The 16,257-nt window shown below is 43.1% G+C and carries 11 protein-coding genes; 9 read left to right on the top strand and 2 right to left on the bottom strand.

Annotated features, from left to right (window positions below; genetic code table 11):
• Nucleotides 1-83: 83 nt before the first annotated feature.
• The 5 genes from AC3E9V_RS22220 (at nucleotide 84) to AC3E9V_RS22200 (ending at nucleotide 6,680) form a co-directional block, all read left to right on the top strand.
• The gene (locus AC3E9V_RS22220) at nucleotides 84-2,621 is read left to right on the top strand and encodes an ATP-dependent Clp protease ATP-binding subunit (protein WP_488750367.1); all 2,538 of its coding nucleotides are present in this window, start codon (nucleotides 84-86) and stop codon (nucleotides 2,619-2,621) included.
• A 328-nt stretch (nucleotides 2,622-2,949) separates the two neighbouring features.
• Nucleotides 2,950-3,522, top strand: coding sequence for a hypothetical protein (locus tag AC3E9V_RS22215; protein ID WP_488750366.1), 573 nt, complete (start codon nucleotides 2,950-2,952; stop codon nucleotides 3,520-3,522).
• The gene (locus tag AC3E9V_RS22210; protein WP_488750365.1) at nucleotides 3,519-3,806 is read left to right on the top strand and encodes a winged helix-turn-helix domain-containing protein; all 288 of its coding nucleotides are present in this window, start codon (nucleotides 3,519-3,521) and stop codon (nucleotides 3,804-3,806) included. The genes AC3E9V_RS22215 and AC3E9V_RS22210 overlap by 4 nt, the downstream gene beginning before the upstream one ends.
• Before the next feature lie 55 nt (nucleotides 3,807-3,861).
• Nucleotides 3,862-4,587, top strand: a complete 726-nt coding sequence (locus AC3E9V_RS22205; RefSeq protein ID WP_488750364.1) for a tetratricopeptide repeat protein — start codon at nucleotides 3,862-3,864, stop codon at nucleotides 4,585-4,587.
• Entirely contained in the window at nucleotides 4,584-6,680 is a 2,097-nt protein-coding gene (locus AC3E9V_RS22200; protein ID WP_488750363.1) for a TonB-dependent receptor, read from the top strand. The genes AC3E9V_RS22205 and AC3E9V_RS22200 overlap by 4 nt, the downstream gene beginning before the upstream one ends.
• Before the next feature lie 4 nt (nucleotides 6,681-6,684).
• Here the strand turns inward: AC3E9V_RS22200 and AC3E9V_RS22195 are convergent, their stop codons facing one another.
• Nucleotides 6,685-8,733 (bottom strand): vWA domain-containing protein, encoded by a 2,049-nt coding sequence (locus tag AC3E9V_RS22195; protein WP_488750362.1) that lies wholly within the window; start codon nucleotides 8,731-8,733, stop codon nucleotides 6,685-6,687.
• A 71-nt stretch (nucleotides 8,734-8,804) separates the two neighbouring features.
• Nucleotides 8,805-9,551 (bottom strand): 3-oxoacyl-[acyl-carrier-protein] reductase, encoded by a 747-nt coding sequence (gene fabG / locus AC3E9V_RS22190; RefSeq protein ID WP_488750361.1) that lies wholly within the window; start codon nucleotides 9,549-9,551, stop codon nucleotides 8,805-8,807.
• Between the two features lie 200 nt (nucleotides 9,552-9,751).
• On the opposite strand from fabG, the gene lpdA reads away from it, so the two are divergent.
• From lpdA to AC3E9V_RS22170, 4 genes are all read left to right on the top strand, one after another.
• Nucleotides 9,752-11,146 (top strand): dihydrolipoyl dehydrogenase, encoded by a 1,395-nt coding sequence (gene lpdA, locus AC3E9V_RS22185; RefSeq protein WP_488750360.1) that lies wholly within the window; start codon nucleotides 9,752-9,754, stop codon nucleotides 11,144-11,146.
• A gap of 162 nt (nucleotides 11,147-11,308) precedes the next feature.
• The gene (locus tag AC3E9V_RS22180) at nucleotides 11,309-13,357 is read left to right on the top strand and encodes a T9SS type A sorting domain-containing protein (protein WP_488750359.1); all 2,049 of its coding nucleotides are present in this window, start codon (nucleotides 11,309-11,311) and stop codon (nucleotides 13,355-13,357) included.
• Between the two features lie 238 nt (nucleotides 13,358-13,595).
• Complete coding sequence (locus AC3E9V_RS22175; protein ID WP_488750358.1) at nucleotides 13,596-15,482, top strand: tetratricopeptide repeat-containing sensor histidine kinase; 1,887 nt, start codon at nucleotides 13,596-13,598, stop codon at nucleotides 15,480-15,482.
• Entirely contained in the window at nucleotides 15,479-16,234 is a 756-nt protein-coding gene (locus AC3E9V_RS22170; RefSeq protein WP_488750357.1) for a LytR/AlgR family response regulator transcription factor, read from the top strand. The genes AC3E9V_RS22175 and AC3E9V_RS22170 overlap by 4 nt, the downstream gene beginning before the upstream one ends.
• The last annotated feature ends 23 nt before the right edge of the window (nucleotides 16,235-16,257 follow it).

The raw sequence follows: 16,257 nt of genomic DNA, 5'->3' as shown, positions 1-16,257 counted from the left end.
TTTCAAAACTGATCCTCTTACGAGGTTTTGTCTTTAATTACACTTAAATTTACCATTACACTCATTATCATATAATCCATTTTATGGAAGCTAAATTTTCAAACAGAGTAAAAGAAGTAATCTCTCTCAGTCGTGAAGAAGCTTTGCGTTTGGGCCATGATTACATTGGTACTGAGCACTTGCTGTTGGGGATGATCCGCGAAGGTGAGGGAGTAGCTGTCAGTCTGCTGAAAAAACTGGGAGTTTCTCTGGAGGAACTGAGGTCGGCCATTGAGCAAGCCACTAAAGGCACTGCTACCAGCAACGTGAAAAACCTTGCGAATATTCCACTGACCAGACAATCTGAGAAGGTACTGAAAATTACCTATCTGGAAGCAAAAATATTTAAAAGCCAGCTGATAGGAACAGAACATTTGTTACTCTCTATCCTGAGAGATGAGGATAATCTTGCCACCCAGATTCTTGATAAGTTTGATGTGAGCTATGATGTGGTAAAGGAGCTGCTGGAGTATCAGACAGAGAACCCGCTGGCTCAGTCTGATACCGATGATGGAGACGAAGATACAGGAAAGATTTTTGGGGCTTCCTCAGGAGGAGGTAAAGAGACCGGCAAGGGAAGTGAGAAATCACGTACTCCCGTACTCGATAATTTCGGTCGTGATCTGACCAGGCTGGCTGAAGATGATAAGCTGGATCCTATTGTAGGACGAGAGAAAGAAATTGAGCGGGTTGCACAGATATTGAGTAGAAGAAAGAAAAACAACCCCATCCTCATCGGTGAACCCGGTGTGGGTAAAACAGCTATTGCAGAAGGTTTGGCCCTGCGAATTGTGCAGAAAAAAGTTTCCAGGATTCTTTTTGGCAAGCGTGTAGTGACGCTTGATCTTGCTTCGTTGGTAGCCGGCACAAAATACAGGGGACAGTTTGAAGAGCGGATGAAAGCTGTGATGAATGAGATCGAAAAGTCACCGGACGTCATCCTGTTTATAGATGAGCTGCACACCATAGTGGGCGCCGGAGGAGCTTCCGGCTCTTTGGATGCTTCCAATATGTTTAAGCCCGCTCTTGCCAGAGGTGAGATCCAATGCATAGGCGCTACAACACTGGACGAATACAGACAGTATATTGAGAAGGACGGGGCGTTGGCCAGACGTTTCCAGATGGTGATGGTAGATGCTACCACTCCTGAAGAAACCTTAATGATCCTTAATAATATTAAAGATAAGTACCAGGATCACCATCACGTCAATTATACTGATGAAGCTATTGACGCATGTGTAACTCTTTCTGACAGATACATCAGTGACAGATACCTTCCGGACAAAGCCATAGATGTGCTGGATGAAGCCGGGGCTCGTGTGCATATTAACAACATAAATGTACCCAGGCAGGTGGTGGAGTTGGAAGAGCAGATTGAAGAGATCAAGAAAGAAAAAAACCGGGTTGTAAAGAGTCAGAAATACGAAGAGGCGGCACAGCTTCGGGACAAAGAGAAAAAGCTCTTGGCCCAACTGGAGGAAGAGAAAAACAAATGGGAGGAGGAAACCCGGACCAAGCGCTATGAAGTGGGTGAAGAAAATGTAGCTGAAGTCATTGCAATGATGACGGGTATCCCTACCAAGCGGATCGCTCAAAATGAGAGCGTGAAACTTCTGGCTATGAAAGAAGAGCTTGGCAAGAAAGTGATTGGTCAGGACGATGCGATCAAAAAACTTACCAAGGCGATCCAGCGGACCAGAGTAGGATTGAAAGATCCAAGAAAACCAATAGGATCATTCATATTCTTAGGACCGACAGGAGTTGGTAAAACGGAGATGGCCAAGATGCTTTCTACATTCCTCTTCGATAAGGATGATTCCCTTATCCGAATCGATATGAGTGAGTATATGGAAAAATTCTCCGTATCCCGACTTGTAGGAGCGCCTCCGGGATATGTAGGGTATGAAGAAGGTGGCCAGCTTACTGAAAAGGTAAGAAGAAAGCCTTATTCTGTTGTTCTGCTTGATGAGATCGAGAAAGCGCATCCTGATGTGTTTAATATTCTCTTACAGGTGCTGGATGACGGTATTCTTACGGATGGTTTGGGTAGAAGGGTGGACTTCAGAAATACTATCATCATCATGACCTCTAACATCGGTGTCAGAGACCTGAAAGACTTTGGTGCAGGGATTGGTTTTGCCACAGCATCTAAGCGAGATAGTGCAGAAGAAGTGATGAAATCCACGATCCATAATGCTTTGAAGAAAGCATTTAGCCCGGAATTTTTGAACAGACTGGATGATGTGATCGTGTTTAACTCGCTTGAACGACAGCACATACATCAGATCATTGATATTACCCTTGGAAAACTTTTCGCCCGAATCGATACGCTCGGTTACAAGGTGGAGCTTACCAAAAAAGCAAAGGACTTCCTGTCAGACAAAGGATATGACCCTCAGTACGGGGCGCGACCTCTTAACAGAGCCATCCAGAAATACCTGGAAGATCCGGTGGCGGAAGAAATCCTGAAAGGAGAGATCCAGGAAGGTGATACGATAGTCGCTGACTGGGATGGAAAGAAAGATGAGCTTAATCTCAAGCTCAAAAAGAAAAAAGTGAAACAAGAAGATAAAGAGAAATAGGAAAAGGGCCGAACGGCCCTTTTCTTTTTTAGCGGTAATTCAAACAAGATCCTCGAAACTCAGCTTAGTTACCTCATCAAATTTCATTCTCCCAGAATCCCTTAAGCCGGGGATTGTTCTTCATCCGCTGTACCATATGCAAGTAGTTTTCTTGCTGAGGTTTAAAGAAAGGCACACCTTCGCTTTTACTTAAGAATATTTCGATTTTTGGTAGAGTAGAATAGATTTTTGGCTGAGATTCAAAAAAATCTGAAAGAATTGTAACTTTTCAGTTTATAAACCAGTTTATAATATAAACTTATTTATATTCGAATAAATATCTTCTATTATGTCTGAAAAGGAGTTAAATCAAACGGAAAGCCTGAAGTTGATCACAGAGATGATCCACCGGGCTAAGAGTAACTATCAGAAAGGAGGTAGTTTTTATTTCCTGCTATGGGGTTGGGTGGTTATGCTGGCTAACTTTGGCCAATATATTTTGGATGTGTATTTCGACTACCCTTACCATTATATTGTATGGTCGGCCACCATTCCAGCTGCGATAATTTCTGTCGTATATGGTTTCCGCCAGGGTAAAAAAGCCCGGGTAATAAGTCACTACGACCGATTATATGGCCAACTTTGGTTAGCCCTCGGTATTGGGATTGTGATCGTTCTGGTCTTTATGTCCAACCTCTCATTTAATCATGGTGCCATTATCTTGCTTTTTGCTGGTGTGGGAACCTATATGTCCGGTAAGCTACTGAAGTTTAACCCATTGGTGTACGGAGGCCTGGCTTTGGAAATCGCAAGTATCATTAGCTTTAATGTTTCGCCAATTGATCAGACGCTGGTAGGAGGAATAGCAATTTTTGTAGGATATATTATTCCTGGCTACCTTTTAAAAAGACAGGAAAAATGAGCGGTTTCAAACCACTGGACCCCCTTTTACATTCTCAGTTAAGGCTGGCTGTAGTAAGCCTCCTGTTGAGTGTTGAGTCAGCTGAGTTTACTTTTATCAAAGAAAAAACGGAAGCTACTGCAGGTAACCTGAGTGTTCAGTTAGACAAGCTTTCGCATGCCGGGTATATCACAGTGGAGAAATCCTTTAAAGGAAAGAAGCCCGTGACTACCTGTAAAATCACAAAGAAGGGCGTGGAGGCATTTGAGGCATACGTAAATGCGCTCAAAGGATACATCGATTAAGTTTTTTTGATCATTTAGTTTATAAAATAAAGTAGTTTATAAAAACAATAACATTATGAGACGTTTAAGAAAATTATTGACAATCACAGGAGTAGTTATCCTGTTGATGGCTTTTCTGCCAGCTAATGCACAAGGTGATCAGGTCACTTATCAGGCCTATGTTGGCAGCAGCGAAGCGCTGTGGGACCGGGCGATCTCCAGGTCTTTTGAAGATGAATTTAGTAAAGCCATGAGCTACTATGGCCTGCTGAATGGTACCATGACCGAAAAAGATGAAGACCGCTTTGAGGAGTATTATGATCAGACCCTCAATCTGTTTGAAAAGCTTATCGAGGATGGGAAAAGAGTGCCTGAGTCACAGGCCGTACTGTCATCCATTTACGGTTTAGCGATAGCATATGATAGTTGGAAAGGAATGTTTTTGGGGCCTAAAAGCGGTTCATTCATTGAAAATGCGTATGGGGCGGGCTCATATATTCCTCTGGTGCGGAAGCTTTATGCCAGCTCCAAACTCTATACGCCGGAGATGTTTGGGGGAGATATACAAAAAGCGCTCGAGAATTTTGAGGTGGCAGTGGTGCTTTATGAGAGTGAGGGGGATACGGTAAATAACTGGCTCTATCTGGATGCTATTGCTCACCTTGGTATCACCTATAGCAAGGTCGGTAAGCTGGAAAAAGCCATTGAAACCTATGAGAAAGCTTTAGCGATTGAGCCAAAATTTGGCTGGGTAAAGTATGGTTTGCTCCCTTCCGCACAAAAAGCAATTGAGGTGAAATGAAAATTATCACTCTAATTTTCTTTTTTATCATCCATTTACCGGTTTGTGGACAGGTGCTGAAAACCGGTAGTGTTTTGGATGGTGCAACAGGTGAGCCCCTGGTAGGGGCAAACATTTACCTGCTCAGAGATCTCTCCATCGGTACCACTTCGGATCAAAACGGCAGGTTTGTGCTGCAAATGCCTTTAGAAGCTCAAAAAGATTCGGTTCTTATTTCATTTATTGGCTACAATGAGCAGGTTTTGATAAGCTCAAAACTTGATGGGAAAATATTCCTGATGCCGAAGGACCAGGAAATGATGGAGGTTGAAATTGTAGCAGCTCCGTTGATCTCAGAGGAGTTTAAAATGACTAGTATCAATAAGCTGGAAATTTACACCAGTCCTGCTGCTAAAGCTGACCCTTTACTGGCAGTGAATGCTTTGCCTGCTTCTACCACTACTGACGAGTCTGCTGCTATCAGTTTACGTGGCAGCAGTTCCATAGAAACAGGGATATTTTTAAACAATGTACCCATGTATGACGCAGTAAGGTATACGCAACTGAATGGTATTGGAACCTTTAGTTTATTTAATACCTCGCTTGTGCAGGATGTGACTGTTTTTCCAGGCAATCCACCGCTGGAGTTTGGCAATACAACATCAGGGGTTATTTCTATCACGTCAGATGAATCTGAAATCACTGATAATAGTAATTCTCTGATCGTAAGCCCGGCTAACATTGGCTACCAGCGAAATCAGAATCTGGGAAGATTTAGCCTGAAGACATTTACCAACTTTCAGCCTTCTTCAGTACTGAAAGGTCTCAATAGAAATGCGCTTGAGCAGATCAAATCTTTCCAATCGATAGATGCGGGGCTTTATGTATACGGTCCTGTCACGAAAAACCTGACGGTGAAATCTTATAATTATGGGCTCAGGGAGACTTATGTGTATGATTACATTCACCCTACCTTTCGAGGCGATTTTGACCAGAAAAAGAAGCGTGCATTCAATGTGACTAATTTGTTGCTTAAAAGTGAGCTTGGTGTATTTGAATGGAACCAGGGGTACGCTATTAGTGATGCGGACTATACTTACAGTATTTCCGGTTTTTCCGTAAAGAACCAATCGCTTTTTCAGGGGCTTAATTTCTACCGAAGAATGGAGAAGTATCATGTCAAAGCTGGGGTCTCCTTTGATCATCGATCATCAGATGTAGAGGGGAGCTTTTTTGACTATGAATATGCTATCGGTTCAGACTACCCGACTGTGGTTTTCTCTGATGATGTATCTGCTACAACACTTGAGCTCTTTGCTTACTCAAAGTACTACTTGTCAGACCAGTGGATTCTTGGGGGTGGTTTGCGGAAAAACGTGAATGAGCTGAATGAAAGAAATTACTTAAGCAAACAGGCTAATCTTACTTACTTGTTTGACAAAAAATGGAAAGTTATTTTGGGCGCAGGTGAGTACAACAAGCACGGCATATTTGAAAATCAGGGGGAGCTTGTCACCATTAATAGCAGGCAGCTATCTTTTGACCTCTTTTATGAAAGACCAGACTTTAAGGCTTCACTTTCAATATTCAATAAAGCGAACAGATGGAATGACGAAGATAACCGGGGCATAATTGGGGCTGAGTTCTATTTGGAAACCAACATCGGAGATCGTTTTTCAGGAAATGCTTCCTACACCTTTTTGGATGCCGAATCGGATAATTCATTGAATCAGTACGATATCGGATATTTTGTCCGAGGAAACCTGAGCTACAAGCCAGGAGGTTACTGGACCCTATCACTCAATGGAATTTACAGGGAGGGATTGCAGTATTACCCTGTTTCTCAAGCATCTTTTGACAATAGTCTGCAGGTTTATGAGCCGTTTTACATAGAAGATCCTGAGAGGTATCCCGATTACTTTATTCTAAACCTTGCAGTGAGCAAGCTCTTCAGTTTAGGCGATGAGCTTGGGCTGGTAACTTTTGCCTCTGTAAATAATGTTACCGACCATGAGAATGTCAGGAACTACCGCTACAGTTTTGACTACTCCGGTAAAACTTCAGAAGTGTACAGCAGAAGACTTATATATTTTGGTTTTCAGCTTAGCTTTTAAAAACTCAAAAAGCGCCAAGGTATTTCCTGAAAAACCATTCTGTGCTCAGCAGAAACGCAATCAGGAGTATTATCCATAAACTGTTGATCAGTGGAATGTAAGTCTCTGAAGTACGGATAATGTTCTTAAAGTCCTGGTTAATTAGATCATCATCAATCTGACTTCTTTCACTGAAGGGATAAAACTGACCACCTGTATTTTTTGAGAGGGTCCTGAGTAGGTTGTGATTAGCAGTAAGCTCGATGCTTTCCAGCTGAATATCGCGGACGGCAAAAGATCCCCTTTCAGTAAAAGTTTTACCTCCAAGTGAGGTTGTAGCCTCAAAATTGTAAATACCGGTAGGTCTTGTGCCCAGATTAAAGCTGCTGTTTGTTTTGCTGTCTATCATTTCAAAGGATTCTGAGTTGCCCTGCTCGTTAGTTATACTCAGGTGAATGGTATTCCCATAGGCTCTTTCATAGATTTCATCATATACTTCGGTATCCAGGAATATGCGATCGCTCACCCGGTAATCATTGTGTCTGGGTTTTATGATAAACCGGTCCTTATTGGCTTTGATGCTGAGAAACTGGACCGTTTTCAAGACATATTCGTTAAAAAGTTTTGCTTCTTCTTCAGCGCTGGCTTCCTGAAGTCTCCACTGCCAAAAGCCTGTACCTATCTGGACGGCCTGTTTTCTGGTGCCATCATCAAAGAATACCATCATTGGGCGATCGGTGCCAATGGTTCCTACTTGCTGGTAGAACAGAATCTCAGTGGGGCCGGTAACCTCATAGCTTCCGAATGGTACGGACACAGGCGGGTAGTTTTGCATGCGGCTGAGAAGTTCGTTTGAAAGCACAAACTTTGAAAAAGTGGAATTGTAACTGGGTTTTACCAGGTCTTTTTGAGAGGCATTTGGTTTGATACTCAGATAATTTATCTCTCCACCCATACGGCCATAGTTGATCTGGTTTCCGAGAATAAACCATTTACCATTGGAGGCGTATTGGTCAAATGTCTGGTTAGAAAATGCCTGATGTTCGATGATCACATCAAAGTTTTTTGTGGTAGGTGGTTGCTTGCTTACCCCCGGAATGTAGAGTTCTGTTTCATAGTTGGCCGCTTCAGTCAGTACACTTCGAATAGCTTTAATGTCAGGGTGAGGAGCCGGAGCCAGGATCAGGACTTTTTCTTTGCCTTCTATGATATTCACAAAAATATCTTGCTGGTTGTTGTCCGTGGAGGATTCTCCCGCTTTGGTCTGAACTGCAACGGTAAGCCGTTTTAGCCCCGGTGATTCGGCGGGCATATAAAAAGCTGTGTTTTGGTTGGCATTATTTAATGAGATTGTTTTTTGGGTTAACTGTTTTCCTCCTTCCAAAACACGAACATTGACCTGTTCGCCATCATAACCTTTTTGATATAAGTTTACCTGAATTGGATACTGATTGCCCTGGTAGGCTACCCGGTTACTCCTTACATCGCGAATGGCTATATCCTTCGGAGGGATCGTATCACCCACACCCAGTGTATAAACCGGAAATGGATACTGCCGGTAAGCGGGTGACTGGCCCTCATTTACGATACCGTCTGTTGCCAGCACTACTGCCTTAAGGTTTTTGCCCTCATATACATTTTCTATATATCGAAGCTGCTGGTCCAGGTTAGTGGTTTTACCATTGAAGCTTACTGAGTCTTCTGTTTGGCTTAAAAAGACAACTTCGGTCTCATAACTACCGGAGAGCGATTCATTGGTCTGCTCTATCCACCGAGTCAATTCGCCAATAGACTCAGCGCTGTTACGCATAGGAATTGACATGGAGTTATCCACCGCCATCACAACGATCGGTGTTTCTGCCTGATTTTGATTGAACTGAAGGAGTGGGTTAAGAATCAGAAGGACTATCAAAAAGATAGAACTGAACCGTAAAAACCCCATCAGGATGTTAGAGTTTCTGGTCCAGGGCATTCCCTTTTTTGAGTAAAGGAGTACGGAAAGAGCAAGAGCTAGTCCAAAAGCTCCGGCTACCCATCCCGGCGACACATCAAATGAATACCAAGTATTTTCCATATACAATAAGAAGGATCAAAAAGGCCGTTTGTTACTAAACGGCCTTTTTGGTAACACCGTTTAAGATTTTATCAGGTTAGCATGCCGCCATCTACCTGCAGCACTTGTCCGGTGATATAGCTGGACATTTCAGATCCCAGGTAGACGCACGCATCAGCAACATCATCCGGACTACCGCCTCTTTTTAGTGGAATGGCATCCCTCCAGGTTTGAATAGTTTTTTCATCAAGCGCATCTGTCATTTCCGTTTCTATAAACCCGGGAGCAATTGCATTGCAACGGATATTTCTTGAGCCAAGCTCCAGCGCTATGGATTTGGTAAAGCCTATGATTCCGGCTTTAGATGCGGCATAGTTTCCTTGTCCCGGGTTCCCTTTGACACCCACCACAGATGACATATTGATAATGGATCCGCTTCGTTGCTTCATGAATGTTCGCGCTGAGGCTTTTACGGTATTAAAACATGACTTTAGGTTTACATTCATGATCTCATCCCAGTGCTCTTCAGACATTCTCATCAGGAGGTTGTCTCTGGTGATCCCGGCATTGTTTATAAGAATATCTAAAGAACCAAAATCCGATACCACGGAGTTGATCAGTTCTTCGGCAGCTTTAAAGTCCGAAGCGTCAGAACGGTAGCCTTTTGCTTTCACACCAAACTTCTCAAGTTCTTTTTCGAGGGCCTGTCCCTTCTCTACACTGGACAAATAGGTGAAAGCCACGTTGGCTCCATGTTCGGCATATTTCAGGGCTATTGCGCGGCCTATTCCTTTCGATGCGCCAGTGATCAACGCATTTTTTCCTTCGAGTAATTTCATAGTTTATTTAGTTCTCAAATTGATTGAAACGGGCGTGAACTATTTTTTGCCAAATAGGATAAATAGCTCATTTCCGAGTTGTCATTATTAGTGTATTTTCGCGTAAGCTTAAGGGTAAAGCTAATGAGTTCTCTGTCAACTGGACTCATTAACTTGCTGTGCCTTAAATTTGCGGACCAAAACTATTAAAATATAAGAATATGGCATCACAATATGACTTGATAGTAATCGGTAGTGGACCCGGAGGATACGTAGCAGCGATCAGAGCTTCACAATTAGGGATGAAAGTAGGGGTAGTAGAAAAAGCTGAGCTGGGTGGTATCTGTTTGAATTGGGGCTGTATTCCGACCAAAGCATTGCTTAAAAGCGCTCAGGTATTTGAATATATCAATCATGCAAAAGATTATGGTGTGGATGTAAAATCCGCATCAGCTGATTTTGCTGGTATGGTGAAGAGAAGCCGTGATGTGGCAGACAGCAATAGTAAAGGGATCCAATTCCTTTTTAAGAAAAATAAAATCGATGTGATCAATGGCTTTGCCAAGCTGAAGAAAGGCAAGAAAGTGGAAGTCACTGATGACAAAGGCAAGAAGACAGAATATTCACCCAAGAATATCATTGTGGCGACCGGAGCTCGTTCACGGGAACTTCCTGCCCTAAAAATAGATAATGAAAAAATCATAGGCTACCGGAAGGCAATGGTGCTGGAAAAGCAGCCAAAGAAGATGGTAGTTGTGGGGTCAGGTGCCATAGGTGTTGAGTTTGCATATTTTTATAACGCGCTGGGTACGGAAGTTACCATTGTGGAGTTTATGGATCGGGTAGTGCCAGTGGAAGATGAAGAGGTTAGCAAAGCGCTTGAGCGAAATTTCAAGAAAAATGGCATGAAGGTCATGACCAGCAGTGAGGTGACGAAAGTGGATACCAAAGGAAAAGGCTGCAAAGTGACGGTAAAAACCAAGAAAGGTGAGGAGCAGCTGGAATGTGATATAGTGCTTTCCGCTGTAGGTATTACTGCTAACCTGGAGGGCATTGGCCTGGAAGATGTGGGTGTAAAAACAGATAAAGGAAAGGTTGTTGTGGATGATTATTATAAAACCAGCGTAGATGGTGTTTATGCAATCGGTGACATTGTACATGGGCCTGCTCTTGCTCATGTAGCTTCCGCTGAAGGCATTATCTGTGTAGAGAAACTTGCCGGGCAGAATCCTCATCCACTGGATTACAACAATGTACCGGGGTGTACTTACTGCTCACCTGAAATTGCCTCGGTGGGTTATACTGAGAAAGCTGCTAAAGAAGCTGGCTATGAGATCAAAGTGGGTAAATTCCCATTCTCAGCTTCAGGAAAAGCAAAAGCGGCCGGTGCGACTGATGGATTTGTGAAGGTCATATTTGATGCGAAATATGGAGAATGGCTTGGATGCCATATGATCGGTGCCAACGTGACCGAAATAATCGCTGAGGCCGTAGCAGCCAGAAAGCTGGAAACAACCGGGCATGAGATCATTAAATCAGTTCATCCTCACCCTACTATGTCTGAAGCAGTGATGGAAGCTGCTGCAGATGCGTATGGAGAGGTGATACATATGTAAAAAGGCCTTTCTAAGACCTAAATAGATAGAAAACCGGCTTATGCCGGTTTTTTTGTTTAGGGGGGTGGGGTATCCAAAACCCATATGCGTTTTACCACTGAACACTCAAAAGAAGCTTTCATTATTGCGAAACTTCTGATGATTGTAAAACCATAAAGCCCGATGAGGAAACTTATTCAAATTCGCCTGACATTTTTCTTAGCTGTCACAGCTATTTCGCAAAGCTCGCTGGCTGAAACCATTCTTATGTTCGTATCACATGAAGACACCTATTATTCAGAGTACATAGTAATGAAAGGTGCTTTGGAAGCTGCCGGATATACGGTAGAAGTAAGAAGTGCAAGTTCGATGGATTTTTCGATTTATATGGTCCCGTCAAACACGGATATAGAAGAAACGGCCAATACCTTATCGGGAAGCAACTATTCCCAATTTCAACAACAGTTTAATAGTCAGTTTGGGCAGGCCTGGGATGAATCATTGAATGCGATGCCTTCTGCTCTACCTGTAGATGGATCCATTCTGGAAGTGGAAAGTATGGAAAGCTACTCCGGACTTGTTGTAGTAGGAGGTACCGGAGCTCTGGATTTCCGGGTGGATGGGGACTATCCATCACAGGGTGAGGGTGATAGATTGCTGTCTTCAGAAGTGATCCAAAGTGTCGCGGAAAAACTTAATGAGTTAGCGCTTTCTGCATTATCCACTGGTAAGCCAGTCATGGCGCAGTGTCATGGAGCGAGCATTCCAGCTTTCTGGAGAATACCTGGTACATCCGGAGAAGGTGCAGAAGCATTGGGTTTTAGTTTGCTAAAGGGCCAATACGCAACTGGCTTTCCGGAAGAGGGTACGGAATCCACTCTCACGGATTTAAATGTTTCATTTCGATCTACAGACAGAGTCACAGTGACTGGTGCTCATGAGTCTTTTGAGGGATCAGATGCTGCACAATATAAAGTTATAACTACGAGGGATTGGTACCCTCAGACAGTAGCATATGCGGCCAGAACGTTTGTGAATATTTTGGAATCCTACCCGACAGAAACCGAGCTAAATAGTGAAATCCCTGTCCTTGTATTGCACGGGGGAGCTGTAGATGAAGGCAACTGCTCAGCCGGGAACAAAGAAAATGATGTGCCATGCAATTACGGTGGAGGTGATAATCTGCCAGCTGATTATTCAGATCTTGTGTCTTTACTGGAGGCAGGTGGGTTTAATATTTCTGTTACAGATGTAGATCTATCCGATGAGGCAAACCTGCCGTTTGATACGAATGATGAAGAGTCTGTCAGGGCTTACCTGGCGAACTATGATGTCACTATCTTTTTTAAGCATTGGTCTAATTACCTCACTGATGAGCTACAGTTGGCTTTAACAGATTACGTGGATGATGGAAGTGGGCTGATCGGGCTGCATCATGCGCTTTACAATGACATCCACAATGGTCAGTCCAAGGATATTCTGGTTGACCTTTTTGGGGCTGAGTCATCGCAAAGTGGTTGGTCTGCTAATTTGACATCATACCAGGTATACAATACGAGTTACGGTCATTTCATTTCCACGTATCAGGTAGATTATCCTACCTCCTCAGGCGATCCATCAGTTTGGTCTGAAAATGCCCTGCCCAATGGGGCAAGCACCGGGTTTTCAACACTTCCTGTACTGGAGTTGTATGATGAGATTTACAATAACATGGTCTTCAATGCAGGGGTTGAATTTGGCAGAGGAGTAAATCAGATCACCCCATTGTTCTCAAACGGAATGTCCCCTGCCTCCCAGAGTCATACTACTGGTTTTACAAGACTGTACAATGAAAATGGCGATGATCAGACTGGAAAGGTTGTATTCATGCAAATAGGAGAGAGAAGAGAAAATATTAATGGGGAAAGCGTGTTTGGCCAGATTGTTCGAAATGCAGTAATGTGGGCCTCCGGTGACCAGGAAGGTCCTACTAGCGGAGGCAATGAAAATGTTTTGAGCGTTCAGTCTATAAATGGACCAATCAAGGTTTACCCTAATCCTTCATATGACTTTATATCAATACACGGAGATGAGATACATGAGGTAAGGATCTACGATCTTTTGGGAAATCTGTTGAATGCCACTAATGATCATGAGCATATAAGCATAGAACATCTGGATGCAGGAATTTACATAGCCAATATCCATAAACTGGATGGTGAGCATTTCACCAGAAAATTTGTAAAGCAATAGCTATAAAAAGACTAGGGCTGGCCTATCCAACCAGGTAGGTTTTAGAGCTGACCCCAAGGGGGTCGGCTCTTTTTTATACCAGCGTTTCTCGCAAAGGCCTTTAGACTTGAATATTAATATTCCCTAAAGAGTAAGAATGCTTTTGTAGGGTTGTTATACCTCTTTTGATAGGTGGATATGCGATCTATTAGAAACTTTGTTAATTTTAGTTGATAAACTCTTTCTGCTAAAAGAAGCAATGAAACAATTACCAGCCATTTGCGCCTTCTTGTTTTGCGGTTTTTCCCTGATCGCGCAGACTGATAAAGTTGAGGAAATAAAGCAAAAGCTTGAAGGAGCACAGTCAGCTAGCAAACGTGTCGAACTGTTGCTTCGGTTGGCCTCCACCTACGATTCCAAAGATTGGGAACAGTCCGTCATATATGCAAGGCAAGCATTGGATCTGGCAAAGAAAACCGCGCATGATTCACTGCTTTTTGAAAGCTATTTTCGACTTTCCTCCAGCTATCGTGGATTGGGCCACTATGATTCAGCGTTGGTTTTGGGAAAAAAGGCCTTAACTACTGCTTTCAATGACAGGGCGCGTGCAGATGCCTATCATCACCTGGGTGATATTTATGAGCTCTTATCTGAATATGAAAAGTCTCTGAATGCTTTTTTGCAGGCAATTGAGATTAAAAAATCTATGAATGATGACCAAAGCCTGGCCAATACGCTCAATTTGGTGGCCTTTGTATATAAAGGAATGAGCCAATACGAAAAGGCGATCGATGTGCTGAATGAAGCCGGAGATATTTACGAAAAAATGCAGGATGCAACAGGAAAGGCCCGAGTTACCTTTAACATTGGTCTTATGATGATGGAGATGGATAAACATGCTGAATCTATCCCGTACTTTCGCAAAGCTGTTCAGGTTGGCAAGATCACAGAAGAAAACAATCCGTACGTGTACAGTTTGTTTTGCAACAACATGACCAACGCCTTTGCTCATATGCTGGAAGAGGATGTATTATATTATGATTCTGCCGTTTTTTATGGAAAGAAAAACCTAAGACTAAAACAAGCGCTTAAGGACAATCGCGGTATAGCCAACGCACACAATAATCTGGCAGGTGCCTACGACAAAAGCCACGAATATGACGGATCATATTTTCATGCTGGTGAAGCTTTAAAGCTATCCGACAGTCTGGGATTCAAAACCATCAAAAGAAATGCGTTGCGTTACCTTATCAATGCGGCAACTGGTCTGGCCGGACAGAGGGAATTAAATAACTATTTTTCCGACTATATTGAGGTAGTCGAAGATCTGAGTAAAGCTGCACAGTCTGAAATGCTCAACAACATGGCTGCCAAATACGAAACAGAGAAGAAAGAACAACAAATCGCCATGCACCAGGCTGCTTTGACTCAGCAGACAAATCAGCGCAATATGCTTATTGCAGGAATAGTACTTATGCTGCTGATCGTGGGACTGGTATACCGAAGTGAGCGGCTCAAGACACGTAAGAATAAGCAGATCGAGGCCTTATTGAAGGAAATTCATCATCGGGTAAAAAACAACTTGCAGGTGATCTCCAGCCTGCTCAACATGCAGTCGCGAAATGTGGAAGATGAAGGAATGCTGGGAGCTATTCGTGAAGGGCAAAATCGTGTTAAAGCCATGTCGCTTATTCACCAAAAGCTTTATCAGAATGATAATATCACTGAGATTGATTTTCAGGAGTACGCCAGTGAGCTTTCAAAGCAGCTTGCAGCAGTATTTAACCAGTCTCAGCAGAAGATCCAAAGCGAAGTAAAGGGTGATGTCCGGCTGGATATTGATACGGCCATTCCTCTGGGGCTTATTTTAAATGAGCTGATCTCCAATGCCTACAAATATGCTTTTGATGGGAAGGAGGAAGGAACCATTCAGATCATGCTTGATCGAATTGATAAAGGAGAGCTGGAGCTGAAAGTCAAAGATGATGGAAAAGGTATACCAGCTGATTTTGACCTCAAAAAAGTCAAGTCGCTCGGTCTGAAGCTGGTGAATATTTTGACCAAACAGCTAAAAGGTAGCTGGGAATACAGCAACAATAATGGGACGGAGTTTTTAATCAGGTTTAAAGAGGTTGCTGTAGTATGATGAAAGTAAGGATACTGATCGTAGAAGATGAGCTGATCATTGCCGAAGATATGCGGGACATGCTGGAAGACCTTGGTTATGAAGTGGTAGGTGTAACTGGAGATGTGGATGAAGCCAAACGTATTCTTTCAGCAACAAATCCGGACTTGATCATGGTGGACATCACATTAGGGACGGAACAGTTGGGTCTTTCTCTGGCCCTGGATATTACAGAGAAATTCAAAACGCCTTTTATTTTCTGTACCTCGCATGCCGACCCTACTACTATCAGCAAAGCCACCAAACTACACCCCAGCGGATATTTGGTCAAACCATTTGATCAAAATGATCTCTTTTCAGCTATAGAGGTTGCACTGGCCAATTTCTCCAAACACCGAACCCCAACCAAAGTAGAAAGGAAAGAGGAGCCAGCAGAATCCTCAAACATAATCATTAAAGATGCACTTTTCATTAAAGAGGGCCACCTCTACGTGAAGGTGAGGATCAGAGACATTCGGTGGCTAAATCCTGACGGCAATTACACCACTATTCATGAAAAAGATGATAAAAAGCATTTGGTCCGCATGCCACTCAAAGATCTGCACGAGCAGCTGCCTAAAGACAAGTTTTTCCGGACCCATCGGTCTTATGTGGTGAATCTGGATTACCTCGAAGCGATTAACAACCAAACGATCTACATAGAAGACCAACCGATCCCCCTGGGGAAAAACTTCCGGGAAGAGTTACTCATGCAAGTCAGAAAAATGCAGTAGCATATTCGAAAAATCAAATCACC

It is taken from the genome of Marinoscillum sp. HNIBRBA16962, assembly GCF_057801515.1.
The sequence above is the reverse complement of the archived record's forward strand: the minus strand, read 5'-3'. Positions and strand labels throughout refer to the sequence as shown.